This window comes from Bacillus cereus group sp. BfR-BA-01523, assembly GCF_022662615.1.
GTDB lineage: Bacteria > Bacillota > Bacilli > Bacillales > Bacillaceae_G > Bacillus_A > Bacillus_A mycoides.
In genome coordinates this window covers 82,787-101,307 of record NZ_JAKUDX010000011.1, presented here as the reverse complement: position 1 = coordinate 101,307, position 18,521 = coordinate 82,787, and the positions used below count along the sequence as shown (strand labels likewise).

The following is an 18,521-nucleotide window of genomic DNA, read 5'->3' as shown; positions in this document are numbered from 1 at the left end:
CTCCCGTTGAACCTGTCGCTCCCGTTGCTCCCGTTATTCCCGTTGCTCCCGTTGCTCCCGTTACTCCCGTTGCTCCTGTTGCTCCCGTTGAACCTGTCGCTCCCGTTGCTCCCGTTATTCCCGTTGCTCCCGTTGCTCCCGTTACTCCCGTTGCTCCTGTTGCTCCCGTTGAACCTGTCGCTCCTGTATCACCTGTCGCTCCTGTTGGACCTGTTGGACCGAGCTTAGGAACTGTCCCATCGCAACTAAAACAGCACGAATCAACATGTAAACCATTTTGATTATTACATCCACAATATCCATTTGCATTATTACTCCATAAAGACATGTTGATCCTCCTTCGTGTTCGATCTTTTAAGTAAGCCCACTAATTAAAAATATCTTTCTAATAAAAATCAGTTTTTATTTTCCTTATCAACTACCCGCTCTGGAACAAACCTTTTATAAACAAAGTTTTTTTCCTTACATTCTAATAAATATTACATGCAATACGCTCTCCTTTCGCTTGTACTTTCGCCTTCCTCATTTAAGGAATTTCAGCTCCTTCAACCTTGATACACGTATGCATTTCAATACGATATATTAAAATCCGTATAAATCGTTATTATTTCGTCAAAATTCCCAAAAAATATTAACACTTAAAATACCCTCATATTTTGTTAAATTAACATTTTTTCCTTCTACATATATTTTTTGCTGAAACTCTTGTAATTGATAGACCTTATTACTTTTTCGTTTATAATCAATGGCTTTAAATTTCGCAACAGATATAAGCCAATTTCTAAACTTCCCACGATTTTTATCATAACTATTAATGTTGTACCAAACGATTAATAAAATATCGTCAACACATTCATCCACTAGCACCTTACTATGTGCCGTATCTAAAACACTATGAACCACCTTATAAATTAAATCTTCATATCGATCAATTGCTGTATGTAATGCTAACATATCTTGTTTCCAAAGACCTTCTACTATTTCTATATCCTTCACCCTTATCACCACTCTTTACTCCATTCTCTATTCATTATATATACGAATGCATAGGGCGGTTTTCTGATACTTTTACAAATATTTTCTAATTATTTTTATATTGTAGCAATGCTTAATTAAGTATCGCTTATGAAACAGGGATTATATTATCTCTCACGAATTTAATATACGAGCGAAAAACAGGAGGGATAACTATGTACCAAACTATTGAAGGTTTTCTACAATCATGGACATACGAGGCTGAGTCTACTCAGAAGATGCTCGATGCATTAACCGATGAATCTTTATCACAAGAAATTGCACCTGGGCACTGGACTTTAGGGAGAGTCGCTTGGCATATCGTTACAGCACTTCCTGTTATGCTATCAGGGACAGGGCTTAAGTTTGAAGGAGAAACGAAAGATTATCCTGTACCAACTTCAGCAAAAACAATTGCAGATGGGTATCGCAAAGTGAATACGGCTTTTATTGAAGCACTTCAAAGTGAGTGGACTGATGAAGACTTAACTACTATTAATAACTTCTTTGGTCGTCCTATGCCGAATTCTATATTTTTAATGACACTCATCAATCATCAAAATCACCACCGCGGACAGATGACTGTTTTAATGCGTCAAGCTGGCTTAACAGTCCCTGGTGTATATGGTCCTGCAAAAGAAGAATGGGCTGCTACTGGAATGGAAGCTCCCCAAATGTAACGACAGAAAAAGACAAGGTGTTTATGCACCTTGTCTTTTTCTGTAACTTGTTTCATGTGAAACTATTTTCTACTAAATGGTATTTTATGAGAAAATACGTTAAGATAAATTCATATTAATTGGAGGGAACTAAATTGAATACAAAAAACAAAAAAATAACAATAAGAACTCTCTTACTAACTTCTATCATTGGAGTTATCAGTGTATCTCTTTACTTCACAAGTTATGGTACCCCTTGGGGAAAACAAACAGCAATTGCAGAATCAAAAAATTATATTACAAAATACTTTAATCTAGATGCAAAAGTCAAAAATACTTCTTACGATTCTAAAATGAATAGCTATGCAATCGCCTTTGAAACAATTGAAGATGGAGAATTTACTATCGAATATAAAGGTCCTAATAACTTTAACATTTCTCCAGGAGTGCAAGAGTATTTAAGCAAACACTATAAATTTACAGAGTAGTAACGAAGCATACATATACAAAAAAGAGTTGGTATAACGCCAACTCTTTTTTTACGTATTCTTGTCATACTGTTATATCTTCCTTCTCTATATTTTTAATTCCGTAATATGCAATCGCAGCTCCAATCGCAGCAAGTGCTAGTTGAAGGGGAAGAAAAGTTGCTGTAGAAAACATAGGAGTGTTATTAATTGCAATTGATACAACAATCAGAGATGAAACAATTGTAGTTGGCACCGAACGTTTACGCATTCCGAAATATAGAGGGATTAAACTTATTCCCGCAGTTGCAATGGCTAAAGGAACAAGGTTTATCCCTTCTTGCTTCAATTGATCTATTGTGAATGAATTAGGAAGAATTGAAAAATAGCTATCTATCCCAAAGAAAACTCCTACCACTAAAATGTTAGATAAAATAACTGTTATAAATGTTACTATCGCTATAATGGCCAACTTACTACTCATCATTTTCCTCCGATTAATAGGATAAGAAAACATAAGTAGGATTGTTTTGTTTTTATATTCACTAATTATTAACCTTGCGATTAATACACTACCAAAAATAATAAATGTTGCTCTTACTAATGTACTAGCCGTTAATAACATCATCTGCGGATCCCTTATTTCCGGATCACCTTCTACTTGAGCAACGATGCTCGTAAAGATCATTAATGCCAGTATAGCGATATTTGCAATAATCGCTCCCCTTACATACCATCCAAGCTTAAACTTCTTCATTTCTAGCTTCATAAGATGTAGCATAATAGTCCTCCTTTCATTTACATTTTAATCGATATAAATCGCTCCTGTTTTACTTAAAATCTTCACTTCGTTTTTTGCATCACCAATGGTTCCCGCTTTTATTTTTTCTGTATTTTTATTTTTCTTAAGTCCATTTACATTCACCATTACGTCAGACGAATTACTTTTAGCCGTAAGTTTTAAAGATGTCGGAACACCTTTATACCGTACGCCAATATCTCCTGATTTTGTTTCTACAAATAACGATTTTCCTTCTTTCATATCTTTCAGTAATACTTCACCGGATGTTGAAGTGATGTTTATATTTGAGTTACTTACATTTGTTATATAGTTATCACCAGTCGTAGACTTTATATTTAATTCTTGTACTGAACTATCTTTTACAGCTAACTCTCCACTTTGCGATATGAATTCACCTTTCTCGGCTGATAGTCCTACAACCATTTCATCTCCAGACTCACTTTTTGTCACGATATTTTTCACTTCTATATCGCTTATTTTCACATCACCCGATTTATTATTTAATACAATTTTATCTATTTCTTTCTTCGGAATAGCTATAGATATACTATTTTTCTTCCGAAACGTAAAACCATTAAAGAATCTGTTCATCTTTTGCTTTTGCTTAATCACAACTTTATTTCCTTCAAGTTCTATTTTGACGGGATCTAGATTTTTATCTGCTCGTTGACCTTGGGCGAAGATCACTATTTTGTTAGCGTCTGTACTTTTAAATTCAATATCCCAGTTTTCATTGTCCACTTCTATTTCTTTTATATGATTTATCTCAAAAGACTTTTCTTTCTTAAAATCTTTCCCCTGAAATGTCTTAAAACCAAAAACTACACTAGCAATTGTCAGAAATAAAATTGCAATTACTATTATTTTTTTCACCATGCATACCCCTGTTCATTGTTGTTTTAAGCTTATTTTACGCCACATCAATCTTGTCGATCTTACGATACGATAGATAACTAATGAAAACTCCTAATAAACAGAGCACTATTGGGATAGCTATAAAATTAAACATACTTACTTGACCGTTTCCAGAACCAAAATTACTACTAATCAGCATCCCAATTATTACTGCAGAAGTAATTGTTGTCGGTGTCGATTTCTTTCTCATCCCAAAAAATAAAGGAATTAAACTTATACCAGATATCATAAATGCACTTATAAAAGTAGCTGGAACGGTAGCTATTATTTCCCCCATCGTCATAGGTGTTTCAAACAGCCCCATCATTGGGTTCATAAAAAATATGAGCAAACTAATACTGAAAGTAGCAATAATCATGCTAATAAAACAAAAACTAAAAACAATTGTTAATTTCGCCCTCATTAACAATTTCCTTTGTAATGGGTACATAAATAGTAGTTGCATTGTTTTATTCTTATACTCATCAATTACTAAACGTGATAAAATGACCGCACTAAAAATAAGAAATGTCATCCTAATAAAGATATTTGCTAACGTCATATACTTTGTGAAATCAGTGAGCGCCGCATCTCCCTCACCTTTTGCTCCCATCCCCATAAGACTTACCGCAGCAAAAATTGCTATAATACAAATAGCTACCCCTTTACAGTAACTAGATAATTTATGTTTCTTCCATTCAAGTTTCATTAATTTAAACATATAAACCACACCTCCATTACTGACATAACGATCTCTATGCTACTAACATTCTAATTCCAGCCATAACTACGCTTACTATTCCTATCACTAGTAAAATTAACGGCCATTTCCGCTCAGGTTTTCTATAATATAAAATCCCACTTATGAACATTACGATCAATCCACTTACTAGATTCACTAACAATCCATTAAGCATGAATGCCCTCTCCATCCATTACATTTAAGAAATATTCTTCTAAGGAACTATGTTTCTTATTAATACTTTCAATTTCTACATCGTTCATAATAAGTGCTTTTGAAATAGCTTGCTGAGACGCTGCCGTATCATACACACGAATCATATTTCCACTCATTATTTTGTAATTTTTTATACCGAGTTTATCTTCTAAAATATAAGCTGCACGCTTCACATCAGGAACAGTAATTTCAATGTACTCTGTTTGTTTTCCGTTAATACTCTTCATTGAAACTTCTTTTATTAGCTTTCCATTTTGAATCATACCGATTGTATCTGCCATTAGTTCCATCTCGCCTAAAATATGACTAGAGACTAATAACGTAATGCCATATTCTTTGCAGAGCATTTTAAATAAGTCTCTTAATTCTTTAATACCAATTGGATCTAAACCGTTAATTGGCTCATCTAAAATGAGTAATTCTGGCTTCGTCATGATCGCCCTTGCAATACCAAGTCTTTGCTTCATCCCTAATGAAAAATCTTTTACTTTTTTATCATCTATACCGTGCAGCTTCACTAAATGTAAAGCATGATCAATTGCGTTTTTGTCGTAATACCCCATATATTCACAATGTAATTCTAGGTTTTCCTTCGCCGTTAATTTATCATAAAAAATTGGATATTCGATAATCGTCCCCATGCGCTTTAACAATTCATAAGATGTATCCGTTAACTTCTCACCAAAAATTTCAATATCACCGCTCGTCGGTTTTATTAAGTTTGTGATCATTTTCATAATCGTTGTTTTACCTGCACCATTCGGTCCTAAGAAACCGTAAATCTCACCTTTTTTCACATGCATGTTAACGCTAGAAATTACTTCTTTCCCTTTAAACACTTTCGTTAACTGATTCGTTTTTAATATATATGTCATGTCACTATCTCCTTTCGCACTACCTTATACTTCTATAATAGACAACGGAATTCTCTTTTTTCTTACCCGTTCCTTACAAATTCCTTACGCTGAAAAAAAAGCTTGTAGAATTTACTTCTCTACAAGCTAAAACAGCATCTTTGTTAATACAACTGTAAAAATTGTTTTTTCATACGGCTTACTAGAAAGATGTATTTCTCCGTCCATCGCTTCCACAAGCCTTTTCGTAATCGTTAACCCTAAACCGCTTCCTTGGTACAATCTATTTCTGGAATCTTCAAGTGTGTACATACGCTCAAACACTTTATCAATGTGAGATTCATCAATTCCTTTTCCTGTATCCCATACATCTATATACACACTCGTTTCATCATCTCTTAACGTCATACCAAGTGTCTTTCCATCGTCACCATATGTAATCGCATTTGATATTAAATTATTCAATACTCTACCTAATACTTCTACATTTCCAAGTGCATATATATTTCTTTCTGGTATATCAATATGAACTTGAAACCCTTTCGTCGTCACTAAATCATAAAAAGATAAAATCTTCTCGCGGCAAACTTCATTCATATTTACTTTTGTCATCTCAATTGCTTTGTCACCGGATTCTAATTTTGCTAAATCAAAAAACTTATGAATCAGTTCCATCACTTCTAGTGTTTTTACATGCACCTTTTCGAGTAATATTTGCTTCTCTTCCTCATTTATCGTTTTATCCTTATTTAACATTTCGGTATATCCAAGAATAACTGTTAGTGGTGTTTTCAAATCATGTGAAATATTTGAAAGCATTTTTCTCATCGAAATTTCCACTTTCGCATGATCTGCATTCGTTTTCTGTTTTGCATCTAATAAATGATTAATCGCCACTAATAAATTTCGCAATTCTAGATCATCTGTCATAATTAATAGCTTCTCACCAGTTTGTTCTTTTACAATTCGATTTAACTTCTCATACGTGTAGCGTAAATTCCTACTACTATTTTTCCTAATTTTATATTGCACGTAAATAACGATAAGCAATATAATAATCACCACTGTTAAAAATACAACCATACTACATCACTTCCAACTTATAGCCGATGCCCCATAATGTTTTAATATATTCTGGATTAGATGGATCACTTTCAATTTTCTCACGTAATCTTCTCATATGAACATTAATAACATTATCATCACCATAATATTCTTCATTCCAAACAAGCGTATATATTTGTGCTTTCGTAAAAACACGATTTTGATTCTTCACGAATAGCTTTAAAATCTCAAATTCTTTTAAAGTAAGTTTAAGCTGTCTTCCCTTTTTCTCCACAGTAAAATTAATTGGGTCAATTATTAAATCACCAATCTGAATCGCCTCATCTTTTGATTCCACAGCTGAATACTTTGTAGACCTCCGAATACCCGCTTTTACACGTGCAGCTAGTTCAATCATAGAAAACGGCTTACAAATGTAATCATCTGCTCCAAGTCCTAATCCAACCGCTTTATCAACATCTGTATCTTTCGCTGACATCATTAAAATCGGAATGGCACTTTTTTCTCGAATGATTCGCACAACCTCTAAGCCATCTAACTTTGGCATCATAATATCGAGGATAATCAAATCAAATGAACCTTTTAAAAATGCGTTAACTCCTTCTTCTCCATCAGATGCGATTGTAACTTGAAAACCTTCTTTTACTAAATATGTTTCAACCATCTCTTGAATTGAGATGTCATCTTCAACTAATAAAATATGATGTGACATATTTCTATCCCCTTTTTTAACAAACATTAACAATTTAATTGTATCGTAACGAATGAATGCTGGAAAGAATTATATGAATTTTCAAACCAACTTCCCTTCCTTCCTTAACAATGATATGATGAAATTCACTACGATTGTTCATAATTAACTTTATATAAAGGAGACTTATCATGTCAGAAAACAAAAAAGTAAGCTTAGCTGATTTAATGCGCGAACAACTTGCGAAGAAAAAGCAAGGAAATGGAAACGGCTCAAATAATGGAAGTCAAAGTCAAGAAACGAAAAAATTGCAAAACCAACAAACGAAGAAAACCAACAACCAACGTAGACGTACAGGTGTATAAATGAACGGGCAAAAACGATCTAACATTTCATCAGGTCTTGAAGTTGATATTGTATTAAAACAAGATCAACGTACAGGTAAGCTAACAAGAGGAATTGTAAAAGATATTTTAACGAACTCACCTTCACATCCGCACGGCATTAAAGTAAGATTGCAAGACGGACAGGTTGGCAGAGTACAAAATATTATTCAATAAGAAAAGGAGCTCATTTAAACTTGAGCTCCTTTTCTTATTTTCATTAACCTTTAATTTTTTCGATGAAAACTACTTTTAAATAGTCTCCCTCTTTAAATTGATCAATTGTACGGAAATCTTCCGGTAAAGAATGTTCTTCTAATATTTTATATTTACCGTTCATTTCTTTAAATGCTGTATCGATAAAGCCATTAAACTTTTTCATATCGAATGCGCTACAGTTTGTAGAAGCAACGATAATACCGTTATTTTCTGTAATCGCAATTGTTTCTTTTAATAAGTTTTTATAATCTTTCGCCGCACTGAACGTATATTTTTTCGAGCGTGCAAAGCTTGGGGGATCAAGTACAACCATATCAAATTTCATCTTTTTCTTAGCTGCATATTTGAAATATAGAAATACATCTTCTACAATAATATCTTGTGCTTCATAATCAATTTCATTTACACTAAACTGCTCAATCGTTTTACTTAAACTACGATTTGCAAGGTCCACACTCGTTGTTTTACTCGCTCCGCCAAGCGCTGCAAATACAGAGAAAGCCCCAGTATAAGAGAACATATTTAAAACCGTTCTTCCTTTTGCATATTTATCACGAATTTGTTTTCGAACGTTACGCTGATCTAAAAACACACCAACCATCGCCCCGTCATTTAAATATACAGCAAAGTTTACACCGTTCTCTTTTACGATAAGGGGGAACTCACCGCGCTCTCCTGCGACGAAATCATCACCTTCAATGTATTTCCCTTTCGTATCAAAACGCTTTTTCTCATAAATCCCTTTGAAATTTGCTACTTTTTGAAGTGCTGCTATAATCTCATCGCGGAAAGTATAAACCCCTTCACTATACCAACTTATTACGTAATAGCCGTCATAATAATCGATGATTAAACCACCAAGGCCATCGCCCTCACCATTCAGGGCACGAAATGCTGTTGTATCATTTGATTTATAAAAATCTTTTCGTTTATGTAAAGCAGATTTGATTTTACTTTCAAAGAAAGGTTGATTAATTTGCTCTTTCTCTTTTCTCGTTAAAATCCATCCATATCCTTTATTTTGTTTTCCATAATAGCCTTTTCCGATGAATTGGTTCTTCTCATCTACTACGTTGATGATTGTTCCTTCTTCACGTACATCATTTAAATTTTGAATAGCATCTTTTAAAATAAGTGGATATCCACTTTTAATTTCTTTTATAAACTTCGGTTTTATTTTTATAGTTACTTCAGATCGCATGTAATGTCTTCCTTTCCATTTGAATGCTTTCTAATTAGTAGGAAGCAATGTAAAAAACGAGGCTGAAAAAAGCCTCGTTTCACTATACCATATTATTGCTTTGCTAGTACAACTAGCTCATCTCCTGGTATAACCGCTATATATTTATACAATGTTGAAAAAGTAAGACTACCATCATCGTGACGAATAAATAATATTACATCCTCTGAATCGCTCTCTTCTTTATTAATTTTTTGTTCTTCCTCAACTTGTATCGTTTTAAATGTATAACCCTCTTCAATTTTTCTATCTAACTCTTCATAAATTTCATTTTGACCAAACAGTAAATGAGCTTTTTTCGAAAGAGAGATGCGTTCTTGCTCAATCTTTTCCACATCATGAATCGGAAGTAAAAATGTATTATGATGTCCAAACTGCGGTACATATGTGTTTGCGACTAATACATTATAAGAATCCGTATCTGTAACTGAAATTAAGTATTCATACTGATTCATATCTACTTCAAATTGCAACTGCTCTGAGAGTACTTGGCCGTTATATGTATTAAGCCCTTTCACTTTTGCGCATTGCAAATGTTCTTCCGATACATCTACGATTAAGCTCGGAATCCCCATCTCTTTACAATGCATAGCGAATGCAGTTGAGAATGTACTAGCTCCTGAAATTAAAATACCTGGTGGCTGTGTATTGGCTAATCCTAATTTTTTTGCTAAAAATCCAATTGAAAATCCATGAGCACAAACGGTCGTAATTACGAGTGCAAATGTAAGTGCTGTTAATATAGAAGCATCTTTATACCCTTCTTGTAATAACTCCGTCGCAAAGTAACTTGAAACCGTTAATGCAACAATACCACGCGGCGCAATCCAACCAACTAGCGCCCTTTCTGATCTTGTTAACTCTGTTCCGATTGTCGATACCCAAATTGATAAAGGACGAACAACAAATATCATCATAAGTACGAAGCTAATAATAGGCCAGCTAAAAATCTCCATAATCGTCGTTCTTGGAAGTGATGCTGTTAAGATGATGAAAACAGTCGATGTTAATAGTACGGAAATATTTTCGTTAAAATGACGAATATCACCGATAGAAGAAATATATTTCTTCATCCGTGCAAGTGTAATCCCCATTACTGTTACGGCTAGCATACCTGTTTCATGCATGACTTCATCTGCAATGCCGAAGCATAGTAATACCGTAACGAGCAAAATCGGTGCCTTTAAATATTCTGGTACTTTCCCTTTTAAAATCATATAACTCATAAAAATACTAAACGCATACCCAAGCACCATTGCAAATAACGAACCTGCAAAGAAATATAGTAACGTATGTAAGTGTACATTTTCTTTCGTTAAGAAATTTACAATTTGAAAGGCGAATACAGCAAGTAATGCTCCAAACGGATCAACGATAATCCCTTCCCACTTTAAAATTGCAGCTGTCCTTGGCTTTAATCGTGCTTGGCGTAACAACGGAATAATTACAGTTGGACCTGTCACAATAAAAAGTCCTCCAATAATAAATGCAACCGCCCAATCTAATCCAGCGACGTAATGGGCTGCAAGTGAGCCAGCAATCCAAGCAATAAACGCACCAAACGTAACAATACGAAATACTGGTTTTGATAGTCCCCTCAGTTCACGTACATCTAAACTTAAACTACCCTCAAACAATATAATGGCAACAGAAAGTGATACGAGTGGACTAAAAACATCTCCAAGCACCTCTTTTGGATTAATAATACCGAAAACTGGACCAATTAATAATCCGGCAACTGCCATAACAACAATAGCAGGGAGCTGGAAGCGCCATGCAGTCCATTGTGAGGCGATGCCTAGTGTAATAATAATAACGATACTAAGTAACAGTGATTCGACCATAATACCCTCCTTGTTCATAGTATTGCGAAAGCAAGGTATAAACCATACTTTGCTTATGTATATTTCTTATTTTGTTTTATTTTAATAATATATAACTTCATTAACTATATGGTCAAATTATTTATATAATAGTAAATTCATCCTTAATTCTACATTTATATGAAAATTACTATTGACAATGATAATGATTTTCATTATCATTTAATGCATATGAGTTCTTGAAAATAAAGGCTATATTTATAGGAGGAATAAACATGATTATTGTTACAAATACAACTAAAATTACAAAGGGAAATGGCCATAAATTAATTGAGCGTTTTAATAAAGTAGGTAAAGTCGAAACAATGTCAGGATTTTTAGGATTAGAAGTTCTTTTAACGCAAAATACAGTTGATTATGATGAAGTAACAATTAGCACTCGCTGGAATGCAAAAGAAGATTTCCAAGGTTGGACAAAGAGCTCAGCATTTAAAGATGCTCACTCACATCAAGGCGGGATGCCAGACTATATTCTTGATAATAAAATTGCTTACTATGATGTAAAAGTTGTACGTATGCCAATGGCTGCAGCACAGTAAGCATATTTATTTTTTAAAGTATAGAATATGAAGAGTGTTACCACTTCTCATATTCTATACTTTTTTTATTTAATGTCTTTTTACTAGTTTCGCATGTACTACTAATCTTCCCGCTTCTGGATCAAGTGCATAGTCACACGTCGAAAGTGTTACGATTTGATCACTTTCTGTCACTTTTGTATCCGTTTTGTACAGCGATTTTTCTTGAATTTTCTCCAAAAATGATGTGTATTCCTTATCACTACTAAAATCCGTTTCAATGTAATAAAAATCAGTTGTTGTTGTATACACCGAAAACACTTCAAGATCATATCCTTCAAATAATGTATCGTAATATAATTTACGATGCGACATGAAGAAATCTTCATCCAACATTTTCTTTAAACTTCCAAACATAGAACCATCTTTCATACGGTGACCATATAAAATAGTATTTCGATTTTGAGATTTCACATCATTACGATAGTCCATAAAAATGCTTCCTGCTCTCATATCTTCACCTTTATAATTTCGAAATAAATAGTAATCATTGTCTTTTGCTTGAACGATTGGATAATTAATTTGTGTATCATCCATCGTAATCCATCCAACTATTTCTTGGTTAATTTGCTGCAGAACTTTGAACTGTTTACGTACTTCCCCGTCTTGTGATTGCTCTTCCATCGGACTTTTTTCATAAATATTTTGTGCTTCGGCCATTACTTTACGATTTTCATAGTAATCCATGAAAATATCACCTAATTCATATACTGAATAGAAAAAGGTACCTAAAAAAACAACTGTAAGTATTCGTTGAAAAAAAGAATTCTTCTTCCTTTCTTTTTTGCTACTCAAATTATCACCTCAAAACGGATTGTTCGCATGTTTAAATGCCCATTGGGACCATATACAATCCTGTATCTTCATCTTGTTTTACAACGACATCTACACCGTATATCGCCTTTATCATACTTTCTGTCACAACATCATTCGGCTTTCCTTTTGTAACAATTTCGCCGTCTTTCATAACAATGATATGATCACTATAGCGAATCGCCTGATTAATATCGTGTAATACCATAACGATTGTCAATCCTTGTGCTTCATTTAATTCTTTTACTAACTCTAATATTTCAAGTTGATAATAAATATCTAAATATGTTGTCGGTTCATCTAAAAAGAGCATTGGCGTCTTCTGGGCTAACGTCATGGCAATCCAAACACGCTGTCTTTCTCCACCAGATAAAGCATGAATTTCCTTATCACGTTTACTTAACAAATTCGTACATGCTAAAGCCCTTTCTATTGCTTCTCTATCTTCATCAGTTTGCGAAGAAAATATATTTTTATGAGGCATACGGCCAAAGCTTGTTAATTTCTCTACCGTCATATCTGCCGGTGCTTCATTTTGTTGATGGACAACGGCTAACTTTCTAGCAAACTCTTTCGGTTTATATTGGCTAATTGCCTTCCCATCAAGTATTACCTCTCCACTACGAGGATCGTGATTTCTTGACATCACACCAAGTAATGTTGATTTCCCGCAACCGTTTGGTCCAATAATTGTTGTAATTTTACCAATCTCTATTTCACTACTAACCGACTTTAATCGATCCGTTACATTATCGTACGAAAAGGTTACATTTTTAATTTCCATGAACTTTATCACTCTTTCTAAGCAAGAATATTAAGAATGGGCCACCAATGACTGCCATAATCGTCGCTGCTGGAATTTCGTTAGGTGGCACAATTAACCTTCCAATCGTATCCGCCGTCAAAATTAATAACGCCCCTGCAAGAGCAGAAAATGGAATTAATGCTTTATGGTCTGAACCAACTAGTTGTCTTGAAATGTGCGGAACGAGTAATCCTACGAAAGCGATAACACCTGCAATTGCTGTTGATACTGCCGCTAAGAGTACTGCAATGGCAGAAATAATAAGACGAACTCTCGTCACGTGCAAGCCTAAGTTTTTTGCAGTCTTATCTTGTAGAGATAATAAGTTACACCAAGCTCCGACAAACAGTGCAAGAATAAGACCAATTGTTCCATATGTAACCATTATTTCTACATCGCCCCACGTCTTCATCGTTATGTTAGAAGTCGTCGTTTGCTTAATACTCTTAATGAAGTATCCGCAAATCGTAATGAACGATTCATTTAATCCAGTGAACATTGCATTAATAGCTATACCAACTAAAATAATGCGAAGCGGACTTAACCCTGATTTCCATGAAAATGCATAAACGAGATAACATGCAAAAGCACCACCTAAAAAGGCGAATACTGGTGTCCAGAAAAAGAATTGCGGGAATAACGTAATAATAACAAGTGTCATAAAACTTGCTCCTGAAGATATCCCGATTACCCCAGCATCAGCAAGTGGATTTTTCATAACAGCTTGAAAAAGCACGCCCGAAACAGCAAGAGCTGCTCCAGTAAATAGTGCAATAATAATACGTGGGAAACGTAAATCTTTAATCACTTCAACATCTTCATTTGCCCCTGTAAATATTCCTTGTACAAGGTCAATAATACCTACTTCTAAACTACCTTTCGTCGCTGACAACAAAGTCATAGTGATGAGTAATACAGTAACAATAAAGAAACTCCAAAATTTTTTATTCATGCTAATCTTCCTTTATATTAAAATGCATCACGGATACATCATTTTTTTCAATTCATCTAGCGCTTCAGTCGCTGCTAAATTTCCTGTCGTTCCAAATAAACGCTCTTCTAAATCGTAAACACGATTATTTTTAACTGCAGCGAAGTGTTTCCAAATATCATTTGTTTTAAATTCTTTATCAAACATTTTTACAACTTCATCAGGCATACCATGTGCCGCTCGTAAAATAATGTCTGGATCAGCTTTTTTTAAATACTCTGTATTAGAAGCTAAATACTCTACTTGTTCACCTTGTACAATGTTTTTACCACCTAATTGTTTCACTAAATCTCCAATGTAAGAATGCTCTGTTGCTACTAAATAACTCCCCGGTACACCTAATAAAATAAGCACTGTCGGTTCTTTCTTTCCCTTTACTGCTTTTTGAATCTCTGCAACCTTGTTATCTAACTTAGTTACAACTGCTTCAGCCTGCTTTTCACGTCCATATTGCTTACCTAAATTACTAATGGAATTTTGCATATTTTTTAAACTTGTTAGATCTAAAAAGTTTGCTTTCATGCCTACACCATCAAAAACTGGCTTTAATTCATATTCAAGTGTTGTCACGGATAATACTTCTGACGGCTTTAATGATTTTACCTTTTCCATATCAGGACTCATCGGATTCCCAACTTCAGGTAAACCTTTATATCTCTTTGGTAAATCTTTAGTACTTGTTGGTACACCAATTAAATCTACTTCTAACGCATCCATAATTTCAGTAACAGCAACTGTCGTTGCAACAATTCTCTCTTTACTCTCACTCTTTACCTGTTTTGCTGCTTCTTTTTTGGGCGCCGAGCATCCAGCTACACTCACTAATAGAATGATAGCCATTAGTACACTAGCAATTTTCTTCACTCTCAATCACCACTCCTTTCCAAACAATATGAAACAAGTCTTGATGCATGCGAACATGCATCAAGACTCCAAAAATTACAATCTTCCTGCTCTATATTTACGAACTAGTAAAGCAAGTGACCCAAGCAATAGCACCATGTATAAACCTAGTTGTGCTGTATCTGCCGTTTTTGAGTTTTTCTCTTTTTTTGAATCATTTTTTTGATCTTCTTTTTTCTTCTTATCATCTGCATTTCGGTTAAAATCAGGATTATCTACTTTTTTTACATTATCTACTTTCGGTGTAATCACTGGATTGTTCGGATCATTTTTCGGATCTTTTTTTGGATCCTCTTTAATCGTCCCTAACGCACCAATATTATTTGTATCAAATTGAATTTGGACATCGTAGAAGTGGTGGTAGTTCATCTCATCAATGTCTACTTTCACTTTTGCATTTAATTTTTTAAATAAATCTTCTACTTCAAATTGTACTACTCGCGTATTTGCATTTTTATCTTCACTTACTACTTTTGCATCAGCAAAAAGACTATTGTTTTCTGTTTGGAATTTCGTAATCCACGCACTATTTTTCAGTGTCATCTCAATGTACTTTTTACCATCTTTAACGATTAATTTTGCTGGATTTACAGTATAGTCATGCATCTTTGAAAGTTCTTCTGTTTTGTCTTTTAACACTTTAAATGTAATATCATATTGACCATCTACTAAATTTTTCGGATCAACTATTACTTTGGGTGTATTATTTCCACCTTGATTGTCATTTCCGCCTTGGTTATCGTTTCCACCTTGGTTATCGTTTCCGCCTTGGTTGTCGTTTCCGCCTTGGTTGTCGTTTCCACCTTGGTTCCCTAAAGCTTTGATACTATCTTGATCAAATACAAATTGAACATCGTAGAAATGGTGATAATTCATTGAATCAATATCTACTTTTACTTTTGCATTTAATTTTTTAGACAAATCATTTACTTCTACTTCTACTACTCTTGTATTTTGCTCTTTATTTTCACTTAATACTTTTGCATTAACGAACGAGCCATTCTTCTCAAAATCAAACTTTGTAATCCATGTACTATTTGTTAATGTAAACGATACATATTTCTTACCATCTTTTACTTTCAATACACCTGGGCTTTTTGTGTATGTATTCATCATTGATATTTCATCTGTTTGATCTTTTAATACTTTAAAGCCAATGCTGTATTCACCGTCTTTAAGAGCGTTTGGATCAATTGTTGTATTATTGCCTTGGTTGTTGTTTCCACCTTGGTTGTCGTTTCCACCTTGGTTGTTGTTTCCACCTTGGTTATCATTTCCGCCTTGGTTGTCGTTTCCGCCTTGGTTGTCGTTTCCGCCTTGGTTGTCGTTTCCGCCTTGGTTGTCGTTTCCACCTTGGTTGTCGTTTCCGCCTTGGTTATCTAACGGTTTAATGCTATCTTTATCAAATGCAAATTGAATATCATAGAAATGATGATAATTCATTGAATCGATATCGACTTTTACTTTTGCGTTCAATTTTTCCGATAAATCTGCTACTTCCACTTCCACTACACGCGTATCAGCTTTCGTATCTTCACTCAATACACTCGCATCAACAAACGAACCCTTTTTATCAAATTCAAACTTTGTAATCCAAGCGCTATTCGTTAATGTGAATGATACATATTTTTTACCATCTTTCACTTTTAACACGCCTGGACTCTTTGTATACGTGTTCATCATTGAAATTTCTTCTGTTTGATCTTTTAAAGCTTTGAAATTGATACTGTATTCACCATCTTTAATTGTTTCAGCATCTGGTTTTTCTACTTCCGGTTTCTCTACTTCTGGCTTCTCTACTTCTGGTTTCTCTACTTCTGGTTTTTCTACTTCTGGTTTCTCTACTTCTGGTTTCTCTACTTCTGGTTTCTCTACTTCTGGTTTCTCTACTTCTGGTTTCTCTACTTCTGGTTTCTCTTCATTTTTAATTTGTTCAAGCTTATCTTGTTCAAATAAAAGTTGCACATCATGTGTTTGCTTATAGTTTCTTGATGCCATTTCGATAAATACTTTTGTATTTAGTTTTTTAGATAAATCGTTTACTTCAAACTCTACTACTCTTGTATCTTTTTCTTTATCTTCATTCACTACTTTTGCATCAACAAAAGCACCATCTTTTTCCGTTTGGAAATTTTTAATTAATGAGCTACTTTTTAGTGTTACAATTGCTTTTTTCTTACCATTTTCTACTTTTAATACCCCTGGATTTACCATGTAAGTATTCATCTTAGATTCTTCATCTGTTTGATCTTTTAACACTTTAAACGGAACGCTGTACTCACCATCTTTAATTGTTTCAGTATCTGGTTTTTCTACTTCCGGTTGTTTCTCTTCATTTTTAATTTGTTCAAGTTTACCTTGTTCAAATAAAAGTTGTACATTATGTGTTTGCTTGTAACCTTGTGATGCCACTTCAATAAATACTTTTGTATTTAGTTTTTTAGATAAATCGTCTACTTCAAATTCTACTACTCTTGTATCTTTTTCTTTATCTTCACTCACTACTTTTGCATCAGCAAATGCGCCATCTTTTTCCGTTTGGAAATTTTTAATTAATGAGCTATTTTTTAACGTTACAATTGCTTTTTTCTTACCGTTTTCTACTTTTAATACCCCTGGATTTACCATGTAAGTATTCATCTTAGATTCTTCATCTGTTTGATCTTTTAACACTTTAAATGGAATGCTGTACTCTCCATCTTTAATTGTGTTAGAATTTGGTTGTTGATCTGGGTCAGGCTTTTGGTCGGGCTTCTGACTCGGATCCGGATTTTCATTTGGATCTGGCTTATTAGCTGGGTCCTCTTTTTCATTTGGTTGTTCTACATGAATCGGTGTAATACTATTTTGATCAAATGCAATACGCACATCATAGTCATGATGATAATTTAAAAAATCAATGTCTACTTTTACTTTCGCATTTAATACCTTCTCTACATCGTCCACATCGAATTCTACGACTCTTGTATCTTTTTCTTGATCTTCACTAATTACATTTGTCGCAACAAACTGACCACTTTTTTCCGTTTCAAACTTTGTAATCCATGAACTATGTTCTAACGTAAAGGATACTTTCTTTTTCCCATTCTTCACTTTTAAAGTTCCTGGACTTACAGAGTATTGATTCATCATAGATTCTTCATCTGATGTGTCTTTAAGAACTTTGAAACCGATTGAGTATTCACCGTCAGCTAGTTGACTAGCAGCTTGAACTGCAAGGGGTTGTAATGTTGATGCGAATGTAAATACCATTAAAAACATCGCAACAACAATTTTAAGATACCTGTTCAATAGAATGACTC

At 34.1% G+C, this 18,521-nt stretch carries 20 protein-coding genes and 1 pseudogene; 5 read left to right on the top strand and 16 right to left on the bottom strand.

All coding sequences use genetic code 11. The annotated features are described in order from the left end of the window. Window positions 1-328: collagen-like triple helix repeat-containing protein (locus tag MR066_RS22115; protein ID WP_242248523.1), on the bottom strand; the 328-nt coding region annotated here is incomplete at its 3' end. A gap of 320 nt (window positions 329-648) precedes the next feature. Then, window positions 649-1,005 (bottom strand): annotated as a pseudogene (locus MR066_RS22110) (sigma factor); the annotation flags it as partial. A 185-nt stretch (window positions 1,006-1,190) separates the two neighbouring features. Between MR066_RS22110 and MR066_RS22105 the strand changes: the two are divergent. Continuing rightward, window positions 1,191-1,694 carry a DinB family protein gene (locus MR066_RS22105; RefSeq protein ID WP_088293455.1) on the top strand — a complete coding sequence of 168 codons (504 nt, stop codon included), beginning with the start codon at window positions 1,191-1,193 and terminating at the stop codon, window positions 1,692-1,694. A gap of 134 nt (window positions 1,695-1,828) precedes the next feature. After that, window positions 1,829-2,161: a YfjL-like protein gene (locus tag MR066_RS22100; protein WP_088293456.1), complete on the top strand. Its 333-nt coding sequence runs from the start codon at window positions 1,829-1,831 to the stop codon at window positions 2,159-2,161. Between the two features lie 64 nt (window positions 2,162-2,225). On the opposite strand, the gene MR066_RS22095 is transcribed toward MR066_RS22100, so the two are convergent. The 7 genes from MR066_RS22095 to MR066_RS22065 form a co-directional block, all read right to left on the bottom strand. Then, window positions 2,226-2,921 (bottom strand): ABC transporter permease, encoded by a 696-nt coding sequence (locus MR066_RS22095; protein WP_088040209.1) that lies wholly within the window; start codon window positions 2,919-2,921, stop codon window positions 2,226-2,228. A gap of 24 nt (window positions 2,922-2,945) precedes the next feature. Then, window positions 2,946-3,818, bottom strand: a complete 873-nt coding sequence (locus MR066_RS22090) for a DUF4097 family beta strand repeat-containing protein (RefSeq protein ID WP_242248521.1) — start codon at window positions 3,816-3,818, stop codon at window positions 2,946-2,948. A gap of 34 nt (window positions 3,819-3,852) precedes the next feature. Then, a complete protein-coding gene (locus tag MR066_RS22085) occupies window positions 3,853-4,557 on the bottom strand; it encodes an ABC transporter permease (protein ID WP_088034098.1) in 705 nt (234 codons plus the stop codon). Between the two features lie 34 nt (window positions 4,558-4,591). Next, window positions 4,592-4,753, bottom strand: a complete 162-nt coding sequence (locus MR066_RS22080; protein WP_012261777.1) for a hypothetical protein — start codon at window positions 4,751-4,753, stop codon at window positions 4,592-4,594. Further along, window positions 4,746-5,669 (bottom strand): ABC transporter ATP-binding protein, encoded by a 924-nt coding sequence (locus tag MR066_RS22075; protein ID WP_012261778.1) that lies wholly within the window; start codon window positions 5,667-5,669, stop codon window positions 4,746-4,748. Before MR066_RS22075 ends, MR066_RS22080 begins: the two co-directional genes overlap by 8 nt. Before the next feature lie 126 nt (window positions 5,670-5,795). Beyond that, window positions 5,796-6,731, bottom strand: coding sequence for a HAMP domain-containing histidine kinase (locus MR066_RS22070; protein ID WP_063218398.1), 936 nt, complete (start codon window positions 6,729-6,731; stop codon window positions 5,796-5,798). Between the two features lies 1 nt (window position 6,732). Next, window positions 6,733-7,425: a response regulator transcription factor gene (locus MR066_RS22065; protein WP_012261779.1), complete on the bottom strand. Its 693-nt coding sequence runs from the start codon at window positions 7,423-7,425 to the stop codon at window positions 6,733-6,735. 170 nt (window positions 7,426-7,595) lie between these two features. Here MR066_RS22065 and MR066_RS22060 point away from each other — a divergent pair, with 170 nt between their 5' ends. Further along, window positions 7,596-7,769: a hypothetical protein gene (locus MR066_RS22060; RefSeq protein ID WP_002015431.1), complete on the top strand. Its 174-nt coding sequence runs from the start codon at window positions 7,596-7,598 to the stop codon at window positions 7,767-7,769. Beyond that, window positions 7,770-7,964 carry a YwbE family protein gene (locus MR066_RS22055; protein WP_001014315.1) on the top strand — a complete coding sequence of 65 codons (195 nt, stop codon included), beginning with the start codon at window positions 7,770-7,772 and terminating at the stop codon, window positions 7,962-7,964. It begins immediately after the preceding gene. 43 nt (window positions 7,965-8,007) lie between these two features. On the opposite strand, the gene MR066_RS22050 is transcribed toward MR066_RS22055, so the two are convergent. After that, complete coding sequence (locus tag MR066_RS22050) at window positions 8,008-9,207, bottom strand: class I SAM-dependent rRNA methyltransferase (protein ID WP_002067464.1); 1,200 nt, start codon at window positions 9,205-9,207, stop codon at window positions 8,008-8,010. A gap of 92 nt (window positions 9,208-9,299) precedes the next feature. Then, window positions 9,300-11,090, bottom strand: a complete 1,791-nt coding sequence (locus MR066_RS22045) for a cation:proton antiporter (RefSeq protein WP_002167604.1) — start codon at window positions 11,088-11,090, stop codon at window positions 9,300-9,302. 254 nt (window positions 11,091-11,344) lie between these two features. Between MR066_RS22045 and isdG the strand changes: the two genes are divergently transcribed. Then, entirely contained in the window at window positions 11,345-11,668 is a 324-nt protein-coding gene (isdG, locus tag MR066_RS22040) for a heme oxygenase (RefSeq protein WP_002015426.1), read from the top strand. 69 nt (window positions 11,669-11,737) lie between these two features. Here the strand turns inward: isdG and srtB are convergent, their stop codons facing one another. The 5 genes from srtB to MR066_RS22015 form a co-directional block, all read right to left on the bottom strand. Then, window positions 11,738-12,502 carry a class B sortase gene (gene srtB / locus MR066_RS22035; RefSeq protein ID WP_219303630.1) on the bottom strand — a complete coding sequence of 255 codons (765 nt, stop codon included), beginning with the start codon at window positions 12,500-12,502 and terminating at the stop codon, window positions 11,738-11,740. 31 nt (window positions 12,503-12,533) lie between these two features. Then, the gene (locus MR066_RS22030; RefSeq protein WP_242248520.1) at window positions 12,534-13,304 is read right to left on the bottom strand and encodes an ABC transporter ATP-binding protein; all 771 of its coding nucleotides are present in this window, start codon (window positions 13,302-13,304) and stop codon (window positions 12,534-12,536) included. Further along, complete coding sequence (locus tag MR066_RS22025) at window positions 13,294-14,277, bottom strand: FecCD family ABC transporter permease (protein ID WP_242248519.1); 984 nt, start codon at window positions 14,275-14,277, stop codon at window positions 13,294-13,296. The genes MR066_RS22030 and MR066_RS22025 overlap by 11 nt, the downstream gene beginning before the upstream one ends. A gap of 27 nt (window positions 14,278-14,304) precedes the next feature. After that, window positions 14,305-15,186 carry a heme ABC transporter substrate-binding protein IsdE gene (gene isdE, locus MR066_RS22020; RefSeq protein WP_002088892.1) on the bottom strand — a complete coding sequence of 294 codons (882 nt, stop codon included), beginning with the start codon at window positions 15,184-15,186 and terminating at the stop codon, window positions 14,305-14,307. A 69-nt stretch (window positions 15,187-15,255) separates the two neighbouring features. Next, window positions 15,256-18,510: an NEAT domain-containing protein gene (locus MR066_RS22015; RefSeq protein ID WP_242248518.1), complete on the bottom strand. Its 3,255-nt coding sequence runs from the start codon at window positions 18,508-18,510 to the stop codon at window positions 15,256-15,258. Between the last annotated feature and the right edge of the window lie 11 nt (window positions 18,511-18,521).

Bases quoted from the DNA above. Each gene is read 5' to 3' on its own strand.
- MR066_RS22105 (WP_088293455.1), top strand. From the start codon at position 1,191: ATGTACCAAACTATTGAAGGTTTTCTACAATCATGGACATACGAGGCT.
- MR066_RS22025 (WP_242248519.1), bottom strand. From the start codon at position 14,277: ATGAATAAAAAATTTTGGAGTTTCTTTATTGTTACTGTATTACTCATC.
- MR066_RS22055 (WP_001014315.1), top strand. From the start codon at position 7,770: ATGAACGGGCAAAAACGATCTAACATTTCATCAGGTCTTGAAGTTGAT.
- MR066_RS22070 (WP_063218398.1), bottom strand. From the start codon at position 6,731: ATGGTTGTATTTTTAACAGTGGTGATTATTATATTGCTTATCGTTATT.
- MR066_RS22090 (WP_242248521.1), bottom strand. From the start codon at position 3,818: ATGGTGAAAAAAATAATAGTAATTGCAATTTTATTTCTGACAATTGCT.
- MR066_RS22075 (WP_012261778.1), bottom strand. From the start codon at position 5,669: ATGACATATATATTAAAAACGAATCAGTTAACGAAAGTGTTTAAAGGG.
- MR066_RS22085 (WP_088034098.1), bottom strand. From the start codon at position 4,557: ATGTTTAAATTAATGAAACTTGAATGGAAGAAACATAAATTATCTAGT.
- isdG (WP_002015426.1), top strand. From the start codon at position 11,345: ATGATTATTGTTACAAATACAACTAAAATTACAAAGGGAAATGGCCAT.
- MR066_RS22095 (WP_088040209.1), bottom strand. From the start codon at position 2,921: ATGCTACATCTTATGAAGCTAGAAATGAAGAAGTTTAAGCTTGGATGG.
- MR066_RS22065 (WP_012261779.1), bottom strand. From the start codon at position 7,425: ATGTCACATCATATTTTATTAGTTGAAGATGACATCTCAATTCAAGAG.
- MR066_RS22050 (WP_002067464.1), bottom strand. From the start codon at position 9,207: ATGCGATCTGAAGTAACTATAAAAATAAAACCGAAGTTTATAAAAGAA.
- MR066_RS22080 (WP_012261777.1), bottom strand. From the start codon at position 4,753: ATGCTTAATGGATTGTTAGTGAATCTAGTAAGTGGATTGATCGTAATG.
- MR066_RS22030 (WP_242248520.1), bottom strand. From the start codon at position 13,304: ATGGAAATTAAAAATGTAACCTTTTCGTACGATAATGTAACGGATCGA.
- MR066_RS22045 (WP_002167604.1), bottom strand. From the start codon at position 11,090: ATGGTCGAATCACTGTTACTTAGTATCGTTATTATTATTACACTAGGC.
- MR066_RS22060 (WP_002015431.1), top strand. From the start codon at position 7,596: ATGTCAGAAAACAAAAAAGTAAGCTTAGCTGATTTAATGCGCGAACAA.